This window comes from Nitrospiria bacterium, assembly GCA_036397255.1.
Taxonomy (GTDB): Bacteria; Nitrospirota; Nitrospiria; order DASWJH01; family DASWJH01; genus DASWJH01.
Map to the genome: position 1 here is coordinate 34666 of DASWJH010000107.1, position 23940 is coordinate 58605.

At 45.5% G+C, this 23940-nt stretch carries 21 protein-coding genes; 2 read left to right on the forward strand and 19 right to left on the reverse strand.

All coding sequences use genetic code 11. The annotated features are described in order from the left end of the window. Nucleotides 1-317: 317 nt before the first annotated feature. The 5 genes from VGB26_14425 to VGB26_14445 form a co-directional block, all read right to left on the reverse strand. Nucleotides 318-788: an EVE domain-containing protein gene (locus tag VGB26_14425; GenBank protein ID HEX9758973.1), complete on the reverse strand. Its 471-nt coding sequence runs from the start codon at nucleotides 786-788 to the stop codon at nucleotides 318-320. Between the two features lie 140 nt (nucleotides 789-928). After that, nucleotides 929-1837, reverse strand: coding sequence for a phosphoribosylaminoimidazolesuccinocarboxamide synthase (locus VGB26_14430; protein ID HEX9758974.1), 909 nt, complete (start codon nucleotides 1835-1837; stop codon nucleotides 929-931). Then, the gene (locus VGB26_14435; GenBank protein ID HEX9758975.1) at nucleotides 1834-2853 is read right to left on the reverse strand and encodes an L-threonylcarbamoyladenylate synthase; all 1020 of its coding nucleotides are present in this window, start codon (nucleotides 2851-2853) and stop codon (nucleotides 1834-1836) included. The genes VGB26_14430 and VGB26_14435 overlap by 4 nt, the downstream gene beginning before the upstream one ends. After that, nucleotides 2850-3152, reverse strand: a complete 303-nt coding sequence (locus VGB26_14440; protein ID HEX9758976.1) for a PGPGW domain-containing protein — start codon at nucleotides 3150-3152, stop codon at nucleotides 2850-2852. The genes VGB26_14435 and VGB26_14440 overlap by 4 nt, the downstream gene beginning before the upstream one ends. 239 nt (nucleotides 3153-3391) lie before the next feature. Continuing rightward, entirely contained in the window at nucleotides 3392-5623 is a 2232-nt protein-coding gene (locus tag VGB26_14445) for an NADP-dependent isocitrate dehydrogenase (GenBank protein ID HEX9758977.1), read from the reverse strand. Between the two features lie 643 nt (nucleotides 5624-6266). On the opposite strand from VGB26_14445, the gene VGB26_14450 reads away from it, so the two are divergent. After that, complete coding sequence (locus VGB26_14450) at nucleotides 6267-7010, forward strand: PEP-CTERM sorting domain-containing protein (GenBank protein ID HEX9758978.1); 744 nt, start codon at nucleotides 6267-6269, stop codon at nucleotides 7008-7010. Nucleotides 7011-7569: 559 nt separating this feature from the next. Here the strand turns inward: VGB26_14450 and tyrS are convergent. From tyrS to VGB26_14485, 7 genes are all read right to left on the reverse strand, one after another. After that, nucleotides 7570-8859, reverse strand: coding sequence for a tyrosine--tRNA ligase (gene tyrS / locus VGB26_14455; protein HEX9758979.1), 1290 nt, complete (start codon nucleotides 8857-8859; stop codon nucleotides 7570-7572). Nucleotides 8860-8977: 118 nt separating this feature from the next. Further along, a complete protein-coding gene (gcvH, locus tag VGB26_14460) occupies nucleotides 8978-9394 on the reverse strand; it encodes a glycine cleavage system protein GcvH (GenBank protein HEX9758980.1) in 417 nt (138 codons plus the stop codon). 143 nt (nucleotides 9395-9537) lie between these two features. Then, nucleotides 9538-10194, reverse strand: coding sequence for a serine O-acetyltransferase (gene cysE, locus VGB26_14465; GenBank protein ID HEX9758981.1), 657 nt, complete (start codon nucleotides 10192-10194; stop codon nucleotides 9538-9540). Nucleotides 10195-10303: 109 nt separating this feature from the next. Further along, complete coding sequence (ispF, locus tag VGB26_14470; GenBank protein ID HEX9758982.1) at nucleotides 10304-10789, reverse strand: 2-C-methyl-D-erythritol 2,4-cyclodiphosphate synthase; 486 nt, start codon at nucleotides 10787-10789, stop codon at nucleotides 10304-10306. Next, a complete protein-coding gene (gene ispD / locus VGB26_14475; GenBank protein HEX9758983.1) occupies nucleotides 10786-11496 on the reverse strand; it encodes a 2-C-methyl-D-erythritol 4-phosphate cytidylyltransferase in 711 nt (236 codons plus the stop codon). The genes ispF and ispD overlap by 4 nt, the downstream gene beginning before the upstream one ends. Nucleotides 11497-11502: 6 nt before the next feature. Further along, the gene (locus VGB26_14480) at nucleotides 11503-12531 is read right to left on the reverse strand and encodes a TRAM domain-containing protein (GenBank protein HEX9758984.1); all 1029 of its coding nucleotides are present in this window, start codon (nucleotides 12529-12531) and stop codon (nucleotides 11503-11505) included. A 116-nt stretch (nucleotides 12532-12647) separates the two neighbouring features. Next, complete coding sequence (locus VGB26_14485) at nucleotides 12648-14177, reverse strand: DegQ family serine endoprotease (protein ID HEX9758985.1); 1530 nt, start codon at nucleotides 14175-14177, stop codon at nucleotides 12648-12650. A 302-nt stretch (nucleotides 14178-14479) separates the two neighbouring features. Between VGB26_14485 and bioA the strand changes: the two genes are divergently transcribed. Then, nucleotides 14480-15850: an adenosylmethionine--8-amino-7-oxononanoate transaminase gene (gene bioA / locus VGB26_14490; protein ID HEX9758986.1), complete on the forward strand. Its 1371-nt coding sequence runs from the start codon at nucleotides 14480-14482 to the stop codon at nucleotides 15848-15850. A gap of 46 nt (nucleotides 15851-15896) precedes the next feature. Here the strand turns inward: bioA and VGB26_14495 are convergent, their stop codons facing one another. From VGB26_14495 to ppdK, 7 genes are all read right to left on the reverse strand, one after another. Further along, nucleotides 15897-16511, reverse strand: a complete 615-nt coding sequence (locus VGB26_14495; GenBank protein ID HEX9758987.1) for a helix-turn-helix domain-containing protein — start codon at nucleotides 16509-16511, stop codon at nucleotides 15897-15899. A gap of 62 nt (nucleotides 16512-16573) precedes the next feature. Next, entirely contained in the window at nucleotides 16574-17545 is a 972-nt protein-coding gene (locus VGB26_14500; GenBank protein HEX9758988.1) for an AAA family ATPase, read from the reverse strand. A gap of 177 nt (nucleotides 17546-17722) precedes the next feature. After that, nucleotides 17723-18322 (reverse strand): riboflavin synthase, encoded by a 600-nt coding sequence (locus tag VGB26_14505; protein ID HEX9758989.1) that lies wholly within the window; start codon nucleotides 18320-18322, stop codon nucleotides 17723-17725. 45 nt (nucleotides 18323-18367) lie between these two features. After that, nucleotides 18368-19570 (reverse strand): MFS transporter, encoded by a 1203-nt coding sequence (locus VGB26_14510; protein ID HEX9758990.1) that lies wholly within the window; start codon nucleotides 19568-19570, stop codon nucleotides 18368-18370. Nucleotides 19571-19617: 47 nt separating this feature from the next. Continuing rightward, nucleotides 19618-20043, reverse strand: a complete 426-nt coding sequence (locus VGB26_14515) for a hypothetical protein (GenBank protein ID HEX9758991.1) — start codon at nucleotides 20041-20043, stop codon at nucleotides 19618-19620. A 35-nt stretch (nucleotides 20044-20078) separates the two neighbouring features. Then, nucleotides 20079-21176, reverse strand: a complete 1098-nt coding sequence (gene ribD, locus VGB26_14520) for a bifunctional diaminohydroxyphosphoribosylaminopyrimidine deaminase/5-amino-6-(5-phosphoribosylamino)uracil reductase RibD (GenBank protein HEX9758992.1) — start codon at nucleotides 21174-21176, stop codon at nucleotides 20079-20081. A 14-nt stretch (nucleotides 21177-21190) separates the two neighbouring features. Further along, a complete protein-coding gene (ppdK, locus tag VGB26_14525) occupies nucleotides 21191-23899 on the reverse strand; it encodes a pyruvate, phosphate dikinase (protein HEX9758993.1) in 2709 nt (902 codons plus the stop codon). Nucleotides 23900-23940: the final 41 nt, after the last annotated feature.

Consider the following 23940-nt stretch of genomic DNA (forward strand, 5'->3'; position numbering starts at 1 on the left):
AAAGAATACGGGGACAGTTTTTTCGGGAATGACTGCTTGAGGTGGCCTTAAGATAAATTAAATCATTTCGGGGTTTTTTTGGCAAATTTTAAGGAAGAAAGGAGGGAGGGAGGGATCAAAATACCTGGATTCCCGCTTGCGCGGGAATGACGACACACTCCGGTAAAGGTTTGAGGATAGAGGTTTGTGGAAAACAAAAGCAAGAAACCCTTTTTGTTGTCATTCCCGAAATTTTTTATCTGGATTCTAGCAAGTATAAATAAACACTGGATTCCCGTTTTCTCGGGAATGACATGCCAGAAAGGATTCTTTTTTGATCAAAACAATTTCATAATAGCGTGCCATTCTGGGGATGTCACCGGTTGAATGGACAGCCGGGACCCTTTTTGGACCACCATCATCTTTTTTAAAGCAGGTATTTCCCTGAGCCTCTTGAGGGTGATCACTTCCCCACACTTGCGCACAAATTTGACATCCACCCTAAACCAGGTCGGTTTTCTGGGATCACTCTTAGGATCAAAATAAGTAGATTTAGGATCAAAGGCAGTTAGATCGGGATAGCCTTCTTTGACCACCACCGCCTCTCCTGCTATACCCACAGGATCTTCGTTGCTGTGGTAAAAGAGGACCCCATCCCCTACTTTCAAATGATCCCGCAGAAAATTCCGGGCCTGATAATTCCGGACACCTTCCCAATAGGTGGTTCTGTTTTTGGATGATTTCAAATCATCAATGGAAAAAACGCTGGGTTCCGATTTCATCAGCCAAAAGGATTTTGATTTTGCCATGGTTTAATTTTGCTCTCCCTTGAAATGAATAGGAATAGACCGTCATTCCCGAAATGTTTTATCGGGAATCTAGTAATTTTCTGGATTCCCACTTCCGCGGGAATGACAAAAACAAAGAAAGCGGGGGAGCATCTCCTCTTTTACCCGGTCAACTGGTCTAATGCATCAAAATATTTCTGGCTGGTTTTTTCGATAATCTCTTTGGGCAAATCGGGGGGAGGAGGATTACGGTCCCATGAAATGGAATCCAGATAATCCCGCACAAACTGTTTATCGAAACTGGGCTGAGCCCCGCCGGGGGAGTACAGGTTTTTAGGCCAAAAACGGGATGAATCCGGTGTAAGCACCTCATCAATGATTAATAGTCGTTGGGTTGCGGAATCTATTCCAAATTCAAATTTGGTATCGGCAATAATAATTCCTCGGCTCTCGGAATAAGCAGAAGCCTTTTTATAAACCTGAAGGCTCTTCTCCTTCACTTCCTCCGCCACGGCAGGGTCAACCAAACCCTTCATTTTTTCATAGGAAATATTAATGTCATGGCCTTCCGTTGTTTTGGTGGAAGGGGTAAAGATGGTTTCCGGAAGCCGGTCCGACTCTTTTAATCCATGAGGCAGGGACTCCCCGCAGACGGTTCCCTGTTTTTTGTATTCTTTCCAGCCGGACCCGGATAAATACCCTCGGACGATGCATTCCACCGGCAATGGCTTTGCCTTTTTGACCAGCATACTCCGGCCGGAAAGAATATCTTTATAAGGCTGGCAGGCTTTTGGAAATTGGGATACGTCGGTAGAAATTAAATGATGATGAACGATTTTCTCTTTATTCCAAATTAAATCAAACCAAAACACGGACATTTGTGTTAAGACAAAACCTTTTCCCGGAATGCCCTGCGGAAGCACCACATCAAAAGCTGAAATTCGGTCCGTCGCCACCAAGAGCAAATGCTCTCCCAAATCATATATATCACGGACTTTACCGGCCTTTTTCGCTCCCAGGGAATGACACTCCGTTTTTAATACCACCGGTCCATCGAATCTTTGACTCATTTTGAACCCTCCGCTGCACGTTCAAGTCGATCCATGATGGCCACACCCAAACCTTTTTTAGCCACTTGTTCCACCAAAAGAACCTCAACCCCTTTTGCTTCGGCATCGCGAAAAGCGGAAAACAGATTCTGTGCATAAAGCGCATCATCCCCTTCACACTGCCGATAAAAAAGAAAACCCTCTTTTGGAACATCAAATTTTTTCCTGGATAAAACACCCAGTTTTTTTCCGGATCTCTTCCACCGTTCACATTCTTTCGTATATTCTTTTTCAGGAATTAAAATAATCCTCACATTCGGAACATAATGGCTGTGCTTGCTCCCGGGGGATTTTACCAAACTATCCTCCGATGACGTTTCATAGGGTAAAACCTTTCCAATCACCGCCTCAAGGTTTTCAAGGGTAATTTGCCCTGGGCGTAAAATTCTCGGCACCCCTTTGGTGATATCCAAAACAGTGGATTCCAAACCCACGGGGCAAGGGCCTCCATCCAATACCATTTTCACCTCATTCCCCAATTCGTTTCGGACATGATTCGCTTGGGTGGGGCTTGGCCTCCCGGACCGGTTGGCACTGGGGGCGGCAACGGGTTCTCCCAACTCTTGTAAAAGGTGCAAGGCAAGGGGATGATTAGGCATCCGAACCGCCAACGTGAATAACCCCGCAGACACCTGCGGGGGAACCTTTGATGCCCTGGGAAGGATCAATGTCAGCGGCCCCGGCCAAAACGCTTTAATAAGCTTCTCAGCAACGGGTGGGACCTTTTTTACAACCAGGGTGAATTGCTTTAAATCGGCTACATGGACAATCAGGGGATTATCCGAAGGGCGCCCCTTTACATTGAAGATTTTCGAAATGGCCTTTGAATCAAACACCCTTGCCCCCAACCCATAGACCGTTTCAGTAGGGAAGGCAACCAGGCCTCCCTTTCGCAAAATATCCACCGCCATTTGGATAGAAGAATCTTTTAAAGATAGAAATGGACTGATTTTTTGGTTGAAAGGAGCTGTTTTCACGCCGAGGGTCCCTTCTCCTGGTTTGTAGGAAAAGGGGTCTCTGCCTCTGGCTTTGCCCCTGTTTTCTTCCCTCTTGCTTTATTGGCCATTTGAGTGGCTTTTTCTTTAAATTGTTTGAGCAGCCGTCGGGCCCATAAAAATTCTGTTGCCAAAATACCTAAGCCCACAGGGATCACAAGAATAGCGGGTCCGGGAGTAAAAAACATGACCACTCCAATTAATAATACCGTGAAGCCTACCACTGCAACCACCAAGCGCCTGGCCTGCCTAAGGGTCCCAACCAGAAACCGACGAACCATTTTACCTCCCGCCCTTTAGGAAATTAAAAGGAACCTGGGAATAAGTCGGATCATCTTAACCTCTGTCATTTATATGGTCAAGAGGATTAAAGTCTTGGCTCAATTTCACCAATAGTAAAAATATCCTCACAAACAAAAAAGGCCAACGTTTTGGCCCTTTATAGGATACCGTGTTGGCCTTCTTTAATAGACTTGTGAAAATTCCTCAAAAAGCTACATTCCAACCGCCGGTGTACCTTTTAAGCAATGGCATCCACGATGGCATTGAAAGTTGGGCTCGGACGCATTGCTTTAGTCACCTTTTCCAAATCCGGACGATAATACCCCCCCACTTCCACCGGTTTTCCTTGGGCCCCGTTTAACTCTCCAACTATTTTCGCCTCACTTTCTTCAAGCTGTTTTGCCACTTTGGAGAAACGGGCTTGAAGGTCCTTATCCTTTGTCTGCTCAGCCAAAGCCTGCGCCCAATATAGAGTGAGATAGAAATGGCTCCCCCGGTTATCCAGCTCGCCCACATTACGGGAAGGGGATTTATCACTATCCAGGAATTTTCCGGTGGCCCGGTCCAAGGTATCGGCCAGAACCTGGGCTTTTGCATTATGGGTGGTTTTGCTTAAGTGTTCCAATGAGGCGGCAAGGGCCAAAAATTCGCCCAAGGAGTCCCATCTTAAATGGCCTTCCTCCTGAAGCTGCTGGACATGTTTCGGTGCAGAGCCTCCTGCACCGGTCTCAAACAATCCACCGCCATTCACCAACGGAACGATGGAAAGCATTTTTGCGCTTGTCCCTACTTCAAGGATCGGAAACAGGTCCGTGTTATAGTCTCGAAGAACGTTTCCCGTCACGGAAATGGTATCTTTACTCTCTTTCATCCGTTTCAGAGAGAAACGGGTCGCTTCAGCGGGAGACATGATGTGGATCTCAAGCCCCTTGGTATCGTGATCTTTCAAATAGCGTTCCACCTTTCTGATCAACTCCGCATCATGGGCCCGGTTTTTGTCCAACCAAAACACCGCAGGTACACCGGTGGCCCTGGCCCGGTTGACGGCCAGCTTGACCCAATCCTGTACCGGCACATCCTTCACCTGGCACATCCGCCAGATATCGCCTTCTTCTACCTGGTGTTCCAGCAAGGTCTTTCCGGAACTATCCACCACACGAATGGTTCCATTTCCAGGGGCCTTAAACGTTTTGTCGTGAGATCCGTATTCCTCTGCCTTCTGGGCCATGAGTCCCACATTGGGAATCGATCCCATGGTTGCAGGATTAAAGGCCCCATTCTTTTTGCAAAAATCCACCACTTCCTGGTATACCCCGGCATAACTCCCATCGGGGATTACGGCCTTGGTATCGTGAAGCTTTCCATCGGGACCCCACATCTTCCCTGAATCACGAATCATAGGGGGCATGGAGGCGTCAATAATGACATCACTGGGAACATGTAAATTAGTGATGCCTTTATCTGAGTTGACCATGGCCAGTTCCGGCCGTTTCTTATAACAGGCCTGAATATCCGCTTCGATTTCCGCCCTATGGGTATCCGGCAGGGTTTTAATTTTCCCATAAAGGTCACCCAGCCCGTTATCTGGATCCACACCCAGTTTATCGAATGTGGCTTTGTGTTTATCAAAAACATCTTTAAAGAAAACCGAAACCGCATGGCCAAAAATTTTAGGATCAGACACCTTCATCATGGTGGCCTTAAGATGCAGTGAAAACAGAACACCCCTTTTCTTTGCATCCTCCATCTGGGCCTCAAGGAACTCCCTCAAAGCCCCGCGGCTCATGAAGGTGGAATCGATAACCTCGCAGGCCTGAAGGGGTAATTTATCTTTCAGGACGATGGTCTTTCCATCTTTACCCACAAATTCAATTTTTGCATTGGTTGCTTCCGCGACCGTCACCGATTTTTCGTTGGATCGGAAATCTCCCTTGCTCATATGGGCCACATGTGTTTTTGAGTCCGCGGTCCAGGGACCCATTTTGTGTGGATGTTTTTTTGCGTAGTTTTTCACTGAGGCCGGGGCACGGCGATCTGAGTTTCCTTCTCTTAAAACCGGGTTGACAGCAGATCCTTTAATTTTGTCGTATCTCGCCTTAATTTCATTCTCTTTGTCGCTTTTCGGATCTTCGGGATAGGCAGGAAGCTTGTAGCCTTTTTCCTGCAATTCTTTAATGGCCGCTTTCATTTGGGGAATGGAGGCACTGATATTGGGCAATTTGATGATATTGGCATCGGGCGTTTTAGCCAACTCCCCTAATTCAGCCAGATCATCGGATTGTTTTTGGGCCTCCGTTAAAAATTCAGGAAAATTAGCAATAATTCGGCCGGCAAGAGAGATATCTCTCTGTTCAACAGCAACCCCGGCCGCCCCTGTAAAGGCTTTGATGACCGGGAAAAAAGAATAGGTCGCCAATAAAGGCGCTTCATCTACTTTTGTATAAATGATTTTTGAAGTTTTTGTCGTCATACTTTTCCCTCACTGAATGGCAGTCAAAAAACGACTAGATTAATGATTTTTTTCTCAAAACAAAAAAGCCAACACGCCCTAACGAAAAAGAGTTCATGTTGGCCAGAAATGGAGATTGCCCTCGGCTACAACCCCCCCAAAAAAATGTGTGGTCTATTTCCGCCTCGAAGGGTTCAGGGACAAAATAATGCAGATCTAACTATTCGTTTTTATTGGTATTATAAAAAAATAGGGCTAACCCTAACCGCTATATTTTTGGATCCCTTATGGATGGAAATATTAAACGATACCGAAGGGTTGCAAGTCAAGAAAATTTATAAAGGCCTCTTTAGTCTAAATTTACTTCTGAAAATCACAATTTAATAGAAATATTTTAATGCCTTAACTTGGTCCCACATAAGCTAATTCCAGGGAAAATTTTTCCCATTAAAGTCAATTTTTTTATTAAATAAAGAAACAATTTTTGGAAGAATTTTTCATTATTTAAAACCCAAAATTTTTTCTCGTATTTTTTTACCTTTAAATAACAAAATTTCAAATAAAAACAAATGGATACATAAGCTGAGTTTTAGAGATGGAATTGAAATATATATAGGTATCAAAGTTGCACTATTTTGGTGCAAATTCTAAAGGAGGTTTCACTTTGTTCATTCGTTTCTTGCTTTCAACCCTGTCCGTGGGAATAATTTTAGCTTTTGCACCAAATGCTAAAGCGATCCCCGTTTATTTCGGTACACCTGTGGAATCTCTTGGGTCTTCCACCCAAGCCGTCCCCACCTGTCCGAGTTTGGAGGGAGCCTCCTGTTACAACTCCCAAACGGGAGAAATAAAGTTTTTCATACCCTTAAGCAGCACCTACAGCGGGGTTTATGGTGTCACTTCGGTTCCAGGGGGGACTGCGGGAACGGTTTCCGATATAGGATCAGGCCTTCAAAATTCTTTGACCATGTATTTAAGATTTGAACCGATTAATCTTTCCTCAACCAATGCATCCCTTGAATTCGTCTTCACCGATTTGGATTTATCTGGTGTAAATGATCCGTTCGGGTTTACGGAAACCATCCAGTTTTTTGATAGCCAAGGAAATTCTTTTACTTCACCCATCAACCTTTTCAACCAGCAACCAGGTTCCGGTGAACTGCCTTATTCTATATCGGGGGATTCTTACTCACAAACCATTTTATTTTCAAATATTTCACCTATTGTGAGTGGGAATTTAGTTCCAGATCCCTTCTTTGTAAAATTAAGCTTGGGAAGCCAGTTTTATACCAACGGCCGAAACACACCCGAATTCCTAACCGCTCGCTTGGCGAGTGTCCCTGAACCTGCAACACTTCTTTTAATGGGTTCCGGCCTTCTGGCCTTTGGTCTTCTCCGAAAAAAATAAAAAGAAAAAAATGATTTCCCATCCCTCGGTCCGAACAAACAAAATGTCACGCACGTAACGTTAATATTGGGGCATTCTTTATGGACCTTTTTTGGCAAACGCCCCTTTCTCAATCCCACACTAAGTTCATTTATCTCCCTTTGAAATACCTTATCTTCTCCCCAACTCCTCCATTTCTTTTCCCAATCCTCGACTTTTTTTTCGAAAATGCAGGATTTATAAAACAGGGTTGATTTAACAATCATTGATCAGGGTCGGACCAAGCTAACACATTGATTTAAAAGTTTAAACTTTCCAAATATACCCCTTCTCAAACCTTAACCCCCCTTTTTCACCCTCAAAAAGATTATTATAAGGGCCAATGGTTTCCCGAAGCTCAAATCCCCCATCCCCTTTTATCACTTTTCTTCCCGCCCCTGTTTTATTCCTTAACTTGGTCCGACCCCGGGGGCGGGACGAGCGAGACGCGCGTTATAGGGCGTTCCGCTCCTGGATTCCCGTTTTCGCGGGAATGACGAAATTTACCCACCCACTTCCACGATGAGCCTTAAAAACTAAATTATCCGGATTTTCCCTCATTTGGAACCACAATTTTGACAATTTTATTTTTCCCCACATTTAATAGGAATGGGACCTGGGTAATATCAATCTCAAGCCCCTCATCATTTACCGTGGTTCCATTCATTCTTACTGCCCCTTGTTTAATTAACCGACGGGCGGCGCCATTGCTTTTGGCAAAGGATGCTATGACAATTAACCTGCAAATCCAAAGTTTTCCACCTTTCCACTCATTTAAGGGAACCTCAACCTGATCCCCCTTCCAATCCCCAATGGAAATATCACCAATAACTCCCGCGGTGCCAACGGCCTTACCGCTTAACATTTTTGCGCTTTCCTCATAGGCCTGTTTTGCTTTTTTTGCCTGATCCATCCCATGAAAACGGGTAACAATTTCTTCTCCTAAATTCATCTTTAAATCACGGGGAGACACTTCCCCTGAATTCAAACTTTTTCCATACTTTTTTATTTCTTCAATGGACCGATCACTCAACAATTCGAAATATTTCAGCATAATCGTATCGGGAATTTGCATGATCTTTACAAACATTTCATGAGGCGAATCTTCCAGGGCGATATAATTCCCCGATGTCTTACTCATCTTCTTCACCCCATCGGTTCCTTCTAATAAGGGGAGTGTAATCACCACTTGGGGATCCTGTCCCACCGAACGCTGGAGGTCTCGGCCTACGAGTAAGTTGAATTTTTGATCCGTGCCGCCCAGTTCCACATCCGCCCGCAAGGCAACCGAATCATACCCTTGAACCAAGGGATAGAGAAACTCATGGATGCTGATGGGTTTCTGCTCATGGTACCTTTTTCTAAAATCATCCCGTTCTAACATCCGGGCCACATTATATTGTGCACAGAGCCGTATGAGATCCTCCGCCTTCATTTTCTCCATCCACTCACTGTTAAAAACCACTTTTGTTTTTTTCCGGTCCAGGATTTTAAACACCTGCTGTTCGTAAGTTTTAGCATTCTCCAAAACCTCATCCCGGCTTAATGATTTTCTTGTCTCCGAAACCCCTGTGGGATCTCCAATCATCCCCGTAAAATCCCCGATTAAAAAATAAACTTCATGTCCCAAATACTGAAATTGCTTTAATTTTTGAATCAACACAGTATGCCCTAAATGCAGATCCGGTGCGGTGGGATCAAAACCGGCTTTAATACGGAGGGGGGTATGGTTTTGGTGGGATTTTGCCAATTTTTCCCGAAGCTCATTTTCTTGAATAACCTCCAATGTTCCCCGCGCGATGAGGTCCATCTCCTTATCCAGTTTCTGCATTTAATCCTCGACTTTATCTGCCCTTAATTACCAAAAATTTAAATTACCATTTGTTCAAAAGAAAAAACCCAGTCCAAAGGACTGGGTTTTTTTCTCCTTAGGGAAAAACACCCATTGATTATCTTTCCTCACCCAAATCTTCCTCTTCTTCATCGGATTCCGTTTCTAAAAACTTCCCATACTCCTTTTGATTCATTAAATTTTCCAACTCCGAGGGATCAGACATTTCAATGACGGCAATCCACCCTTTTCCATAGGGATCTTCATTAATCATTTCAGGGTTTTCGTTTAACTCATCATTTACTTCTACCACCCGCCCACTGACCGGTGACAACACCGGGGCAGTGGTTTTGGTAGATTCAACCTCTGAAATTTCATCTTCGGTACTGACTTCCGCATTTAACTCTGGCATTTCCACATAAACGATGTCTCCCAATTGATCCTGGGCATAATCCGAAATGCCAATTACCGCTCTTTTTCCTTCACTCCGGACCCATTCATGGTCTTCGGTAAATCTTAAATCATCAAGGTTCATAAAATCCTCCAACTTCTTGAAATCTGGGAAATATTAAAACAGTTGTTTTCTGCTGTCAAGAAAATTACGCTGGAATGAAGAAATAAGGGGTTCAATGAAAGAATCGGGACCTAACTTCGCTGAAAGGGGGGTAAAAAACCTGTTTATTTTCCCCCTTCCATTTCCTTTTTGATCCGCTCAACCTGTCCACGAAGGTCCTCAATTTCATGTGCCATATATTCTAATTGTTCCATTACAGGGTCAGGCAAATCGGTATGATTCAACTGTACCGATGGACGGCTGGAAGCAGGTCCACGGATAATCCGGCCAGGAATGCCCACCACCGTTGAATCCGAGGGAACGGACCGCAGAACCACGGAATTTGCTCCAATTTTGACATTGTCCCCAACGGTAATTCCACCCAGGACCTTTGCCCCGGCTCCCACGACAACGCGATTTCCAAGAGAAGGATGGCGTTTCCCTTTTTCCTTACCCGTTCCTCCCAGGGTTACCCCCTGGAAAAGGGTCACATCCTCTCCAATTTCACTGGTTTCCCCAATCACCACCCCCATTCCATGATCGATAAAAAACCCTGGTCCTATTTTTGCCCCAGGGTGAATTTCAATTCCCGTAAAAAGACGAACCACCTGAGACAAAAGCCTGGGGAGAAAGGGGATTTTGTAAAGCCAAAGTTTGTGAGTAAGTCGGTGCCAAAGGATGGCGTGAAATCCGGAATAATTGATTAAGACTTCAAGGAGATTGTTGGCGGCTGGGTCACGGTCAAAAACAGCTTGTAGGTCTCGTCGAATGGTTGGAAACATGATTCCCTGCTCTATACCATTTTAAAAGAGACGCTTGGCATGGCCCCGGAGGGGAATTTTTTCAAAATAAATATTACTTGGGTGTCACGATTTCTTTTCCCCGGATATGTCATATTTTTCGAACCTTACTCAGGGAACAGATGGCCTGGGCAGCAATGCCTTCTTTTCTTCCAATAAAGCCAAGACCTTCCTGCGTGGTGGCTTTGATGTTCACGGATGTCTCAGAAACGTCCAAGGCCTTTGCTATTCGGGAACGTATTTCAGTTTTATAAGGCCCCATTTTAGGCTCTTCCGCCAGAATGATGACATCCAAGTTTTGTACCTCGTAACCCTTCTCCCGAACCATTTTAAAAACCCGGTCCAGCAAGACCATGCTGGATATGCCTTTAAAAGCCGGGTCAGAGTCTGGAAAATGGGTTCCCAAATCTCCCGAACCCAGGGCACCCAGCAAGGCATCACAAAGGGCATGAACCAGAACATCCGCATCGGAATGGCCAGCCAAACCTTGGGGGTAGGGAATTACCGTTCCTCCGATGATTAACGGCCGATTGGGGGAAAAAGGGTGAACATCATATCCGATACCCACCCGATTCATAATTCCACCGAAATTTGTCCCTCTCTCTGTTTTAAATAAAACTCAGCCAGGGCCAAATCCTCCGGAGTGGTAATTTTAATATTTTCCACCTCCCCTTCCACAATTTGGATGGAAATTCCAAGGCGTTCAACCAGAGAAGCCTCATCGGTCCCTTCGTAACCCTCGGCCAAAGCTTCCCGGTGAGCCTTCTCCAAAATTGGTCTTTGAAAAACCTGGGGAGTCTGAGCCCGCCAAAGTATTTCCCGGTTTACTGTTGCCTCCACACAACCATCTTCTCCAACCTGTTTGACCGTTTCATGGATCGGAAGGGCAGCCAAAGCCCCCCCATGAACCTGGGCCTTTTCGATACAGCTTCGGATCACCCCTTGTGAAACAAAAGGACGAACCCCATCATGGACCAGAATTATATCCGAACACGGGTCCGAATGGATCAATCCCTGATAAACCGATTCCTGGCGGGTTTCCCCGCCTGGAACAAGGCACCGGACTTTTTGAAAGCCCGAACCTTTGATAATCTCCTCTTCGCATTGCTCCAAAGACTCTTTTGAAACCACCAGCACTACTTCGCTTACGGACTCAGCTCCCTCGAATTGAAGGAGGGTATGCGCTAATATGGAACGGCCCCTCAATTCAATGAAAGGCTTTTGAATGGGAGACCTCATTCGTTTTCCCACCCCTGCGGCAACGATGATAGCAGTGGTTTTCACTTCTCTTTAACCTCGTGCCACCTTTAATTCCTCCTTCTCACTTTCATCTTTTAATCGGGTGAAAATCATCCGACCCGCAGTGGTCTGTAAAACACTGGTCACCACCACATCCACATTTCGGCCAATATATCGGCGGGCATCATCCACCACAATCATGGTGCCATCATCCAAGTAGGCAACCCCTTGACCGGCTTCTTTCCCTTCTTTCAACACAAAGACCCTCATGGTCTCCCCCGGAAGAACCACCGGTTTCAGCGCGTTGCAAAGGGAGTTAATATTTAAAACCCGCACCCCCTGAAGCTCCGCAACCTTGTTTAAATTCAAATCATTGGTTACAATTTTCCCTAGTATCTCTTTTCCCAGCGCCACCAGTTTCGCATCCACTTCACGAATATGGGGAAAATCATTTTCGACTAGCTGAACATCAATTTCCGACATTTTTTGAATGCGGTGCAGTATATCCAAACCCCTCCTACCCCGAGCCCGTTTCATGGAATCAGAAGAATCAGCAATATGTTGAAGCTCCTGTAAAATAAAATGGGGAATAATAAAGGTCCCATCCAAAAAACCGGTCTCGCACAAATCTGCAATTCTTCCATCAATAATCGTGCTGGTATCCAGAATTTTGTTATTGGTGGCTTGGGTCTCCTCCCCTCTCCCCGATGAAATAAAACCGAGGCCGGGAAGTTTTCCCCACCGGATGCCCAACACAATCCCCAAATAAGAAAACAAAGCCAACGCAAACAACTGCCAAATGGCTAAAAATTTACCCCCATCAAAAAAAAGCGACTCCGTAATGAAGAGGATAACTCCCGCAGAAACCATTCCCGCTAATAGCCCAAGGAGCCCTCCCAGAACCACCTTGGTGGAAAGTTTCTGAAAACCAAATTCCAATGAAATCACAAAAAGTGCAATGAGTCCTCCGACCCCAGCTCCCACCATAGAATGAACATCCGAAAACCCTTTCAAAAAAACATAAAAGCCAGCCAGGGCGCTGACCAGTAAAAAAACCAATCTTCCAATAACTGCAGCCATATGACACCCCCTTATAAATATGGTTAAAAATTAATTAAAACAATTAAACAACCTCCCCACACAGGGTTTATACATCAATAAAATTAACCCTCAATAAAAAAAATAAACAAAATGAATCATTCGGAAGAAACCGTCACAAAGAACGTCCTACCTTCACGAAATACCAGAAGAAGAATCGTTTTATCTTTTTTAAGACTGGAAACAACTTTTTGATAATCCTTCATGGAACGAATTTTTTTACGATCTATTTCCTGAATAACATCTCCTCTTTGAAGTCCCGAGCGTTCCACCCGCGTATCCCCTGTTACATTTGAAACCACCACCCCCTGAATTTCTTTTGGAAGATCCAACTGACGAATAATATCCGCAGCCAGTTCTTGAACCTCCAACCCGTTGAGCACATTATCCATTTCCTCCGGAACCACCTCTTCTCCCAAACGGGCTTCCGTGAGGTCTTTCGGAAGATCCCCTATTTTTACCTTAAATATTTTTTCCTTTTGATCCCGTAATACTTTTAACTCCACTTTTGTTCCAACGGTAGTTTGAGCCACCATATTGCGAAGTTGGCTTACGCTTTTTACAATTTTTTCTTGGTATTCCAGAATAACATCCCCTCTTTCCAACCCCGCATCGTGGGCGGGGCTATCCGGGAACACATCGCTCACCAAGGCCCCTTTCAACTCCTCCACACCGAATTGCTTACCCAATTCCGGACTAATTTCTTGTATTGAAACCCCTAACCATCCGCGAACCACTTTTCCAGTTTTAATTAAACTGTTCATGACCGATTGCGCCATATTACTGGGAACCGCAAACCCAATCCCTTGATAACCTCCACTCCGTGTAAAAATAGCCGTATTGATTCCGATCACCTCTCCCCGGATATTGACCAATGCCCCCCCTGAATTTCCTGGATTGATTGCAGCATCCGTTTGGATAAAATCTTCATAATCGGCAATTCCCACGTTGGCTCTACCCACCGCACTGATAATACCCATGGTTACCGTTTGGTTGAGTCCAAAGGGATTACCAATGGCCAAAACATATTCCCCCACTTGCAGAAAATCAGAATTTCCCCAAACCGCAGAGGGAAAATCATTCTTGCCTTCAATTTTAATAACGGCAACATCGCTTTTAGGATCACTTCCCACCAATTTCCCTTTATATTCCTGGCGGTTCGACAAAAACACCTTGATTTCGCTGGCTTGCTCGACCACATGATTATTGGTCACAATATAACCCTCCGGGTCAACAATCACGCCCGACCCCAAACTTTGCTCCTGGTGTTGCCGGGGCATTTGAAACTGCCGAAAAAATTCATCACCGAAAAAACGCCGGAAAAAAGGATCATCGAAAAGTGGAGCCTGGCCACCTCCCCCGCCCCCTCCTGGACGCTTAATAACACGGGTGCTTGAAATATTTACCACCGCGGGAGTAACCGTCTTTGAAATTTCCATGAACGAGAGTTCAGGCCCATTGGGCGGGAAAGAAGGAAGGGCGGAACGGATCTGGTCCTCACTTTCGGCCTGCCCAAAGGGAAGCCAATCCAAATGCGTTGAGACCACAACGCCGATAACAATCCCCATAAGAATAAGAAGGCCGGACAAAATAACACGATTTCTCCCCTGACTTTCTCGAAGAACCATTCTCTCCCCCATATGATGTTTTTTCTTAAGTTACTGGATTGCGTCTGAAGACTGAATTTATTATACTATTGAAGTTTTCCAAATGCAACGCAAGTATAGGGTTTTCTTCTATAAATTCTAAAATGAGAGCCCCTTCCAATTACAAAATAAGGTCTATTGGGTAAACCTTTTTATAAAATTCCCAGGAAGGGTTTATTTAACCCTTGGAATTGTCATATTTTTTTAAAGGAAAAATGGCTAAAAAACGTTCAAGCAAAGAAAGAAAATCCCGTCCCGGTGAAATTTCTTTTCCTCAAAGGGAAATTACCCGGTTAATCAATCAAGACAAACGATATCTATGGCACCCCTTCACCCAAATGCAGGAATGGACTAAAGAAACGCCCATCATCATAAAAGAAGCCAAAGGAGTCTATCTCAAGGACCTTCGAGGCCATTCCTATTTGGACGGCACATCATCCATTTGGGTCAACCTACACGGCCATCAATGTCAGGAAATTGATGAAGCCATAAAAAGCCAACTGAAAAAGGTGGCTCATTCGACCCTTTTGGGTTTGTCCAATATTCCGGCCATCCGGTTAGCAAAGGCTTTGGTCCGGATCGCTCCCAAAGGGTTAACCCGTGTTTTTTATTCAGACGATGGATCCACCGCTATGGAAATTGCAATCAAAATGGCCTATCAATTCTGGCAACTTCAAAAACCGGCCCAGCCGGAAAAAAAGATTTTTGTTTCCTTCACCAATGCATATCATGGAGATACAGTGGGCTCGGTCAGCGTTGGGGGAATTGATTTATTCCACCAACGGTTTGCCTCCCTCCTTTTTAAAACACTTAAAATCCCGTCTCCTTATTGTTATCGCTGTCACCTCGATCTTAATTTTCCTTCCTGTCAGCTGGCGTGTGCGGATGAGATTGAAAAAACACTAAGGAGCCACCACCCAGAAATCGCCGCTGTGGTCATCGAACCCAAAGTTCAAGCCGCGGCGGGATTGATCACAGCGCCACCGGGATTTCTCAAACGAATCCGGCAAATCTGCACCGATTTGAATATCCTTTTAATTGCCGATGAAGTAGCAACCGGATTTGGAAGAACGGGGACAATGTTCGCTTGCCAAGAGGACGGTGTGACCCCGGATATTTTGGCCCTCTCCAAAGGGATTACCGGAGGGTATCTCCCTTTAGCCGCCACACTCACAACCGACCCCGTTTACAAAACCTTTTTAGGTTCGTATGAGGAGTTCAAAACGTTTTTTCACGGTCACAGCTATACAGGAAATCCTCTCGGTTGTGCAGCGGCACTGGCTAACCTACAGATTTTTAAAAAAGGAAAGGTCCTGACCCGTCTGAAGGGAAAAGCCACCTTTTTAAGAAAAATTTTGGCCGCCTTAAAGGACCTCCCCCATGTGGGGGATATCCGACAGGCCGGTTTCATGGTGGGAATTGAGTTGGTCAGAAAAAAAAAGACAAAGAACCCATACCCCCTCACTGAAAAAATCGGAATAAGGGTGTGTGAGGAAGCAAAAAAAAGGGGAATGATTCTTCGGCCACTTGGAAATATTATCGTCCTCGTTCCCCCATTCATCTCAACCCGCAAAGAACTGGCCCGTATGGTGGAGATCATCCGGGAGGCCATTACCCAAATAACCGATAAGAAAGTGGGTAACCAGAGAGAATAATGCCGATAAAACAATGTGGAAGAGTTAAATGGAGATCAGGTTTTTTTTATCGTTTGGGGGTATAATTTTTTAAAAATCCCTCAAGAACTTGCTGGGGATCAATCCCTAAAACCTCTGCGTATTGGAACAGATAAGATTTTAAATAAACCCAGTGAGGAAGGCCTGAATGGTGGTTGGATTCAATAAAATTGAGATAGGTAATGTTTATCCGGGTTTTCTGCGCAACCCACTCCAAGGAGATCCCTTGGGATTCCCGAAACCGCTTTAATAATTCACCTGTACAGGTTTCTCCAATATTATTCAGGAAGGTTTCCAATTCCCCATCAATGACCGGGGGCTCATTTCCGGAAGAAACATTGACCTTTAATGGAACGGGGTCGGTTTGAGGTTGACTTTCCTTTACTATTTCTTCTCGGGAAGTTGGAGAAAGGGTTGAGTCATAAGCCCCTCGCCCCCCTTCATCCAGCAGCGTTCGATAGGCTTCATCCAAACGCCTTTGAATCTGGGTCAACTCAGAAGAATCGTATAGTGAGTAAATCGCCAGAGAGTCTTCTTGAAAAGCCTCCTTCATTACCCGGTAAGCCCGGCGGATTTCATCCCGCGTCGCATTGGCATGAATATCTAAAAGTTCATAATAATTTTGATCAAGAATTCTTTTCATGTAAACAAATCCATGGGCGGATTGGCATCGGAACAGGACTTCAATCCTTGAAAGGTTTCGGTTTAACTTTTCCTGGAAATAATACTTTCAAAGGTTAATTGCTCTTGTTTGAGTAGATTAATAACAATTTTCTCAAGACATCGGGCGGAGGTCGCATAGGGAAACTCCGTCATCAGAGGCCGTTTTCTTTTGGTGGCCTGCCAAACGCAATCATCATAATCAATATACCCCAAATATTCGACACCAATTCCAAAATATTTCGAACAGGAACTCCTCATGGAAAACCCAAGGGCCATATCATCAGGAGACCGTACCTGGTTCACCACCATTTTGGGTTTGAAACTATACATTTCCTGCTGAAGTTTTCGGCCTACGGTCTCATCAATACAGGTTACCTGATCAATCAGATCATGGGGCGTTTTGATTCCCCGTTCGTTTTTCTGATCCATGGCAATGGCAATAATTTCCTTGATGTTTTTATTTTTCACCACTTTTTTAAAACGCCGGTAAAAAGAGGCTTTGATAAAACGGTAAACATTTTCGATAGAGGTAGGCTCCGGCAAAACGACCAAAATCCCATTATCGGAGATTAAAAAGAAATCCAAAATATTAAAGGAGGTTCCAGCCCCTAAATCCAAAAGGATATAATCAAAATCCAGCTCATGGATTTTCCGGATAAGTTTCATTTTTTGATTATAACGTGGGTTGGCAATTTCCAAAATATCCTGAGCACCACTGATCAAGGTCAGATTAGGAATGCCAGTGGGAACCACCACATCCTTAATGTGAGCAACCTTCCCTTTTATAAAATCCGAAAGGGTAGCCTCCGGATAGGGTATTCCCAAGCAGGTGTGCAGGTTCGCACAGCCTAAATCCGCATCAATGAGAATAACCCGCTTTCCCATTTTAGCCAGGTAGATTCCCACGTTTCCTGCAATAAAGCTTTTACCGGTCCCTCCTTTTCCTCCCCCTATGGCCCATATTTCACGGTTGGGTACCCCCCGAAACTCGTTTATTAACACCTCTTCTTTCATACCTTACATTCTTATCGGAAATCACTATAATCTTCAAGTCCTTTTTCTTGGCTGAAGAATTCAACCTTTTAGGGTCAAAGATAGCAAACCTTACCCCATTTCAGGTAAGCAGGAACCTTAAAAAAACCATGGGGTACGATTTGGAAATGGATGGGTAAGGAAATAAGAGGGAAAAATCTAAGAATTTTCGGAAGGAGAACAAAGCCGTTGAACGTATTTACCGATTAAATCGGTTTCAATATTAACGGGGGAACCGATTGATTTATCCCCCAAGGTTGTCATTTTCAAAGTATGGGGAATAATCATCACTTCAACCCCCTTGGGGCCAATCTGGTTGATGGTAAGACTTATTCCATCAACGGCAATGGATCCTTTTGAAATACAATACCGCAAAAGATTTTGGGGAATTTCAAAAAAAAGGATTTGGCTTTCTCCAGCTAATTCCCGTTTTCGAAGAAACCCCACCCCGTCAACATGTCCGGTCACCCAATGACCATCCAAAGGATCCCCAAGCCGAAGGGATCCTTCTAAATTGACCCCCTCGCCTTCTTTGACTTGTCCCAAATGAGTGACCCGAAAAGTTTCAGGAGACACATCCACACTAAACCCCTCATCTGTTTTATGGACCGCTGTTAAGCAGACCCCATCAACGGAAATACTGGACCCTATCTTCACGCCTTGAACGACCTCTTTTGAACGTATGGTCATTCGCGCACTTTTGCCGTCCCGCTGAAGGCTTGCCACGATTCCCACTTCTTCAATAATTCCTGTAAACATAGTCCCCCAGACAGGGGAAATCTTAACAGAGGGATTCCCTACTTGTCAAAATCCCTTCACCTCAGCTTCTCTTCTAACCACCCCTGCAAAAAGCAGAACCCCTGCTAATAAAACAAACAAAAAAACCTGAAAGGTCCATAGGTATCCCAACCATCCCACCAACAATCCAAAGAAAAGAGGGCCGCTGGCATGGCCAATATCCATAATGGAACCAAATATCCCCATGGCGGAACCCAGGGAGCGGACCTCACATAAGTCGGCCACAAAGGCAGAAGTGGAAGATGTGGCAATGGCCTCTCCCAAGCCAAATATTCCCGCTAACAGTAAAAGAGGAATAAACCCTTGATTCAAAGGGATCAACCCGATGGAAAGGGCACATAGAAATAAACCCCCAATGATCATTCCCCTCCGCCCATAGCGATCGGAAATTCTCCCCATAAAGGGCCGGACCAAAAGCATGGCAGTTCCTTGAATTCCAAAGAGGAGACCAATTTCTCCGTAGTTAAGTCCTACATCTCTGGAGTAAATCGGCAAAAAAGCCATCAGCGCTCCCGACGCGAGCATAACCATCCCTTCCATACTACTGGTCAGGAGGATTCGGATATCACTGACCAGTTCTTTCAGCCCTTTGATCCACTCAGGCCCGAGTTTTTTCCAACCATCCCGCCGGACTGAAAGGAATCGCTGTTTTGGAAATCGGATGGTAAAAAACAAGGCAAAGATAAAAACCCCTATTACTGAACACACACCAAATACAGTGGAAAAAGTCCCAATCGTCAATAGAAATCCACCCACCATTGGACCAGTCAATTTTCCTAAATGGTTCGCTGACGAATACCATCCGAGGCTTTCTCCACGGGTGCTTTTAAACATATCCGCGACAACCGTCATGGCCACTGGGGCAAACAAGGCAGTGGCAAATCCATGGAAAAACCGTAAGAGGATCAATTGCCAAACGTCACTTACCCAATAATAGAAAAAAGGGGCAAAGGAAAAGGCCAAAACACCCAGAAAAATTAAAAAGCGTCTTCCTAAAAAATCGGAAAACATTCCCCCTGGGAATTTAAATAAAACACCGGTTAGGGTAGAGGCCGCAACGATGAAGCCAATCCACTCAGGGGAAGCCCCAAGATGATCGGCAAATAGGGGAAGGAGAGGGGTTCGAATCAGGTTGTAGCTAAAATAAGCAAGCGTACTTAAAACACAAAGAAGTAAAAAGGTCCTTCCATTAGGCGTGCGAATCTCCAAGAAACATCCACCGGGTAAAAAATAAAAGGGGGAAAATAAAATCCAAATTAAAAGGAAATTTTAAGAAGGCTTAATTCTACGCCGCTTGTTTTCAACCCATGGGGAGAGGGTTTTCCCCCGGGGAAGGCCGATTGGCTCCTTCCGCCAATAGGGCGTATTTCAACCGTGGGAATATTCAATGAAAGTTCTCCTTCATTAATCTCGGCGAATGAATTCCGGGGAATTTGAACAATTCCGTAAATCGTTCCCAAAATGATTCCTGAGCCGGCCCCATAACCCAGTACCTCAAGGTGATCATCAGGATTATCCATAAGGAGCAGGATGCCCCCTCCAATCATAGTACCAATTAACCCTCCAAAAAAGCCGCTTTTTAAAACGTCAGCTAATTCTTCCGCCGTTTGGGCTTTTGAGGGAGAAGCAGTCATCAATAAGAAAAGGCCCGCCAAAATACCTACCCATATCTTTCGTTGCATTATTCCCCCTTGTGTTTAAAAAATCTGCCCTTCTGTCAATGAAGATACCCTTCCACCATCCAATCCTTTCCCATTGGGGTTACCTTCATTCTTTCCAAGGATAGTGCTTTTTTGAGGGACTCCGGTGAATTTCCTGCAATAGCACCTTTTGCTTGTGTCCCCCCGATAATTTTAGGGGCGAGGAAAAAAATGACTTTATTTACAATTTTTGAGGCCAAAGCGGAAGCATTGATTTTTGGACCTCCCTCAATCAACAAAGAGGTCAGGCTCATCCCCCCCAACTTTTTTATTAATGAGAGCATATCAATTCCCCCCTGATCCGATTTTTCCCTAAGGACCCTAACCCCACGTTCCTCAAGGGCCTTTTGTTTTGCTTTGGACCCTTTCCGCCCCGTAACAATAATGGTTTTGGAGGGATCGGCTTTCCGGATCATTTTTGCTTTCAAGGGAAAGCGCAAACGGGTATCGAGCACAATGCGAAAGGGTTCCCGGATGGGTTGTTTGGGGAGACGAACCGTCAATAGAGGGTCATCGGAAAGAACCGTCCCAATTCCAACAAGGATACCATCGCATTGTTGACGTAATTGGTGAACGAATTTCCGGGAAGACTCTCCCGTAATCCAACGGGATTCCCCTCTGGCGGTTGAAACTTTTCCATCCAAACTGGCGGCGACTTTTAATATGACAAAGGGCCGCCCGGTGGTTACAAATTTAATATAACTTTCATTATAGGACCGGGCCTTTTCAGATAAAACCCCAACTTCCACCTCAATTCCTTTTTTGCGAAGTGCTCTGATCCCTTTTCCGGAAACCCGGGGATTCGGGTCCTCCATGGCAATTACCACACGCCGGACCCCGCTCTCGACCACCTTAGGAACACAGGGTGGGGTTCTTTTCTTGAGGTGACAGCAGGGCTCCAATGTCACATACAAAATGCCATTCCGGGCCCTTGACCCAGCCTCTTCTAAGGCCACAATTTCCGCATGAGGCATTCCTGCTCCACGATGGTAGCCCTTTCCAACCACTTTCCCCCCTCGAACCACCACCGCCCCTACCAGGGGATTAGGGCTGGTAAAACCCCTGGCCTTCATAGCCAGAGAATGTGCCATCCGCATAAACCGAAGGTCATTCATTGAATGGTTCACATTCACCTAGAGCGAACTTTCTTTTTGCTGGCTTTCCGAGATTCCTCTCGGGAGGATTTGGTTTTTGATTTTTTAGGGGATTTTTTCCCTTTCAACGCCGCATGAGCGGCAGCCAGACGAGCAACCGGGATACGATAGGGAGAACAACTCACATAATTCAAACCAATACGATGACAGAACTCAACGGATTTGGCTTCTCCTCCATGTTCCCCGCAAATCCCAAGTTTGATATCTGGCCGTTCAGATCGTCCGCGCCGGACCCCGATGATCATCAATTGCCCTACCCCTTCTTGATCAATGGTGACAAAGGGATCTTGGGGAAAAATACCCGCTTCCACATATTGGGGGAGAAACCTCCCCGCATCATCCCGACTTAAACCATGGGTAGTTTGGGTCAAATCATTGGTTCCGAAGGAAAAGAACTCTGCCCTTTTTGCAATTTCGTTGGCAACCAAAGCAGCCCGAGGGAGCTCGATCATGGTACCCACAAGATATTTCACTTTTACACCAAACCGCCCCATCACCTCTCTCGCAACCCGGTCACATAAATCCTTCATCAAATTAAACTCCTTAACATGGCCCACCAAAGGGATCATGACCTCGGGATAAACCTTCTGGCCCTCACCCATCAATTCACAGGCTGCTTCAAAAATAGCCTGAACCTGCATTTCATAGATTTCCGGATAGGTCACACCCAACCGCACGCCGCGATGGCCCAGCATGGGATTGAATTCATGAAGGCTATTGTTTTTATTGATCAGCTCCTTGACCGGGACCGACATCTCTTTCGAGAGCTCCTCCAGGTCTGCTTCCGTTCGGGGAAGAAATTCGTGTAAAGGGGGATCCAATAATCGGATGGTAACGGGCAACCCAGCCATTTCCTTAAAAATTCCCTTAAAATCGGAGCGTTGAATAGGGAGAAGTTTCGCCAACGCTTTTTTACGGCCTTCCACTGTTTCCGACAGGATCATTTCCCGGAAAGATTGAATACGGTCTCCCTCAAAAAACATATGCTCGGTGCGGCAAAGCCCAATCCCTTCCGCACCAAAACCGCGGGCGACTTTGGAATCATGTGGAGTGTCCGCATTGGTTCTCACTTTAAGATGACGAAACGAATCAACCCATTTCATCAGTGTGGCATAATCTTTACTTTGCTCAGGGGTCACCAAGGGAACTTCCCCTAAAATCACCTCCCCGCTGGTTCCGTTGAGTGTCAATGAATCTCCCTCTCTGACCTCCGAGTGACCCACCTTAAACATCTTTTGTTCTTCATCCAACCGAATATCCCCACACCCGGTGATACAACATTTTCCCATCCCTCTGGCCACCACGGCCGCGTGGGAGGTCATTCCTCCCCGTACGGTTAAAATTCCCTGGGCGGCATGCATTCCACCCACATCTTCAGGGGAAGTCTCCCCTCGGACCAATATAACTTTTTCTCCCAGCTCATTGGCTCGCTCGGCGTCCTCCGAATTAAACACCACACGGCCCACCGCAGCCCCTGGGGAAGCCGGAAGACCCCGGGTTAGAACCTTAACCTTGGCTTTCACATCCACCATGGGATGAAGTAAATGGTCTAGCTGTTCGGGTTGAATTCTCAGAATAGCGGTTTCTTTATCAATTAGTTTTTCCTTTACCATTTCAACCGCAATTCGAATGGCCGCAGAAGCGGTGCGTTTACCCGTTCGGGTCTGCAGCATATACAGCTTTCCCTCTTGGATCGTAAACTCAATATCCAACATGTCTTTATAGTGCCGTTCCAACTTTTTATAAATTTTAATAAGGTCGGAATAAGCAGAAGGAACTTTTTTGGCTAAAGCATCAATCGGAAGGGGGGTTCGAATTCCCGCCACCACATCCTCTCCCTGTGCATTGAAAAGGCATTCCCCGAAAAAGCGTTTTTCACCCGTTGAAGGATCTCTCGTAAAAGCCACTCCGGTTCCAGAGGTCTCCCCCATGTTACCGAACACCATAGATTGGACGTTGGCGGCGGTTCCCATATCATGGGGAATTTGGTAAATATTTCGGTATTTCACCGCGCGGTCTCCGTTCCAAGAGTCAAAAACCGCATTGATACTCATCCGAAGCTGCTCCATGGGGTCATCCGGAAAAGGCCTCCCTTTTTCTTCCTGGACCAGTGCTTTGTACTGCTTTACCAAACCCTGAAGATCTTCCACTTCCAGGGCGGTATCTTCCTGAAGTGATTTTTCCTGTTTGACACCGTCTAGAATTTTTTCGAAACGCTCCCGCTTAATTCCCATCACCACATCACCAAACATCATAATAAATCGCCGATAAGCATCAAACGCAAACCGCCTATTTTGAGAACGTGTAGCCAATCCTTCAACGCTGTTCTCATTCAAACCAATGTTTAAGACCGTATCCATCATTCCAGGCATCGATATTTTGGCCCCCGAACGAACGGAAACCAAAAGGGGATTTTTGGAATCACCAAAACGGGCTCCCATCACTTTTTCAACCCGGGCCAGATTCCGCAAAATTCCCTCCCATAACCCCTTAGGGTAACGTTTTCCATTGGCATAAAAAGCGTTACAGGCTTGGGTGGAGATGGTAAACCCCGCAGGAACCCGAATTCCAAGATGGGTCATTTCCGCCAAACCCGCCCCTTTTCCACCCAGGACATCCTTCATGTGCCCTCGCCCTTCGGCCTTTCCTTCCCCAAAAAAGTAAACATACTTGGTTGCCTTCATAATCCCTCCTTGTGTTCCCAAAGCTTGGAAACCGGAATGAA

Bases quoted from the DNA above. Each gene is read 5' to 3' on its own strand.
- VGB26_14440 (HEX9758976.1), bottom strand. From the start codon at position 3,152: ATGGTTCGTCGGTTTCTGGTTGGGACCCTTAGGCAGGCCAGGCGCTTG.
- tyrS (HEX9758979.1), bottom strand. From the start codon at position 8,859: ATGCAGAAACTGGATAAGGAGATGGACCTCATCGCGCGGGGAACATTG.
- cysE (HEX9758981.1), bottom strand. From the start codon at position 10,194: ATGTTTCCAACCATTCGACGAGACCTACAAGCTGTTTTTGACCGTGAC.
- ispF (HEX9758982.1), bottom strand. From the start codon at position 10,789: ATGAATCGGGTGGGTATCGGATATGATGTTCACCCTTTTTCCCCCAAT.
- ppdK (HEX9758993.1), bottom strand. From the start codon at position 23,899: ATGAAGGCAACCAAGTATGTTTACTTTTTTGGGGAAGGAAAGGCCGAA.
- VGB26_14495 (HEX9758987.1), bottom strand. From the start codon at position 16,511: ATGAAAAGAATTCTTGATCAAAATTATTATGAACTTTTAGATATTCAT.
- ribD (HEX9758992.1), bottom strand. From the start codon at position 21,176: ATGAATGACCTTCGGTTTATGCGGATGGCACATTCTCTGGCTATGAAG.
- VGB26_14480 (HEX9758984.1), bottom strand. From the start codon at position 12,531: ATGGCTGCAGTTATTGGAAGATTGGTTTTTTTACTGGTCAGCGCCCTG.
- VGB26_14485 (HEX9758985.1), bottom strand. From the start codon at position 14,177: ATGGTTCTTCGAGAAAGTCAGGGGAGAAATCGTGTTATTTTGTCCGGC.
- VGB26_14515 (HEX9758991.1), bottom strand. From the start codon at position 20,043: ATGCAACGAAAGATATGGGTAGGTATTTTGGCGGGCCTTTTCTTATTG.
- VGB26_14430 (HEX9758974.1), bottom strand. From the start codon at position 1,837: ATGAGTCAAAGATTCGATGGACCGGTGGTATTAAAAACGGAGTGTCAT.
- VGB26_14445 (HEX9758977.1), bottom strand. From the start codon at position 5,623: ATGACGACAAAAACTTCAAAAATCATTTATACAAAAGTAGATGAAGCG.
- VGB26_14425 (HEX9758973.1), bottom strand. From the start codon at position 788: ATGGCAAAATCAAAATCCTTTTGGCTGATGAAATCGGAACCCAGCGTT.
- VGB26_14505 (HEX9758989.1), bottom strand. From the start codon at position 18,322: ATGTTTACAGGAATTATTGAAGAAGTGGGAATCGTGGCAAGCCTTCAG.
- gcvH (HEX9758980.1), bottom strand. From the start codon at position 9,394: ATGAACCTTGATGATTTAAGATTTACCGAAGACCATGAATGGGTCCGG.
- VGB26_14500 (HEX9758988.1), bottom strand. From the start codon at position 17,545: ATGAAAGAAGAGGTGTTAATAAACGAGTTTCGGGGGGTACCCAACCGT.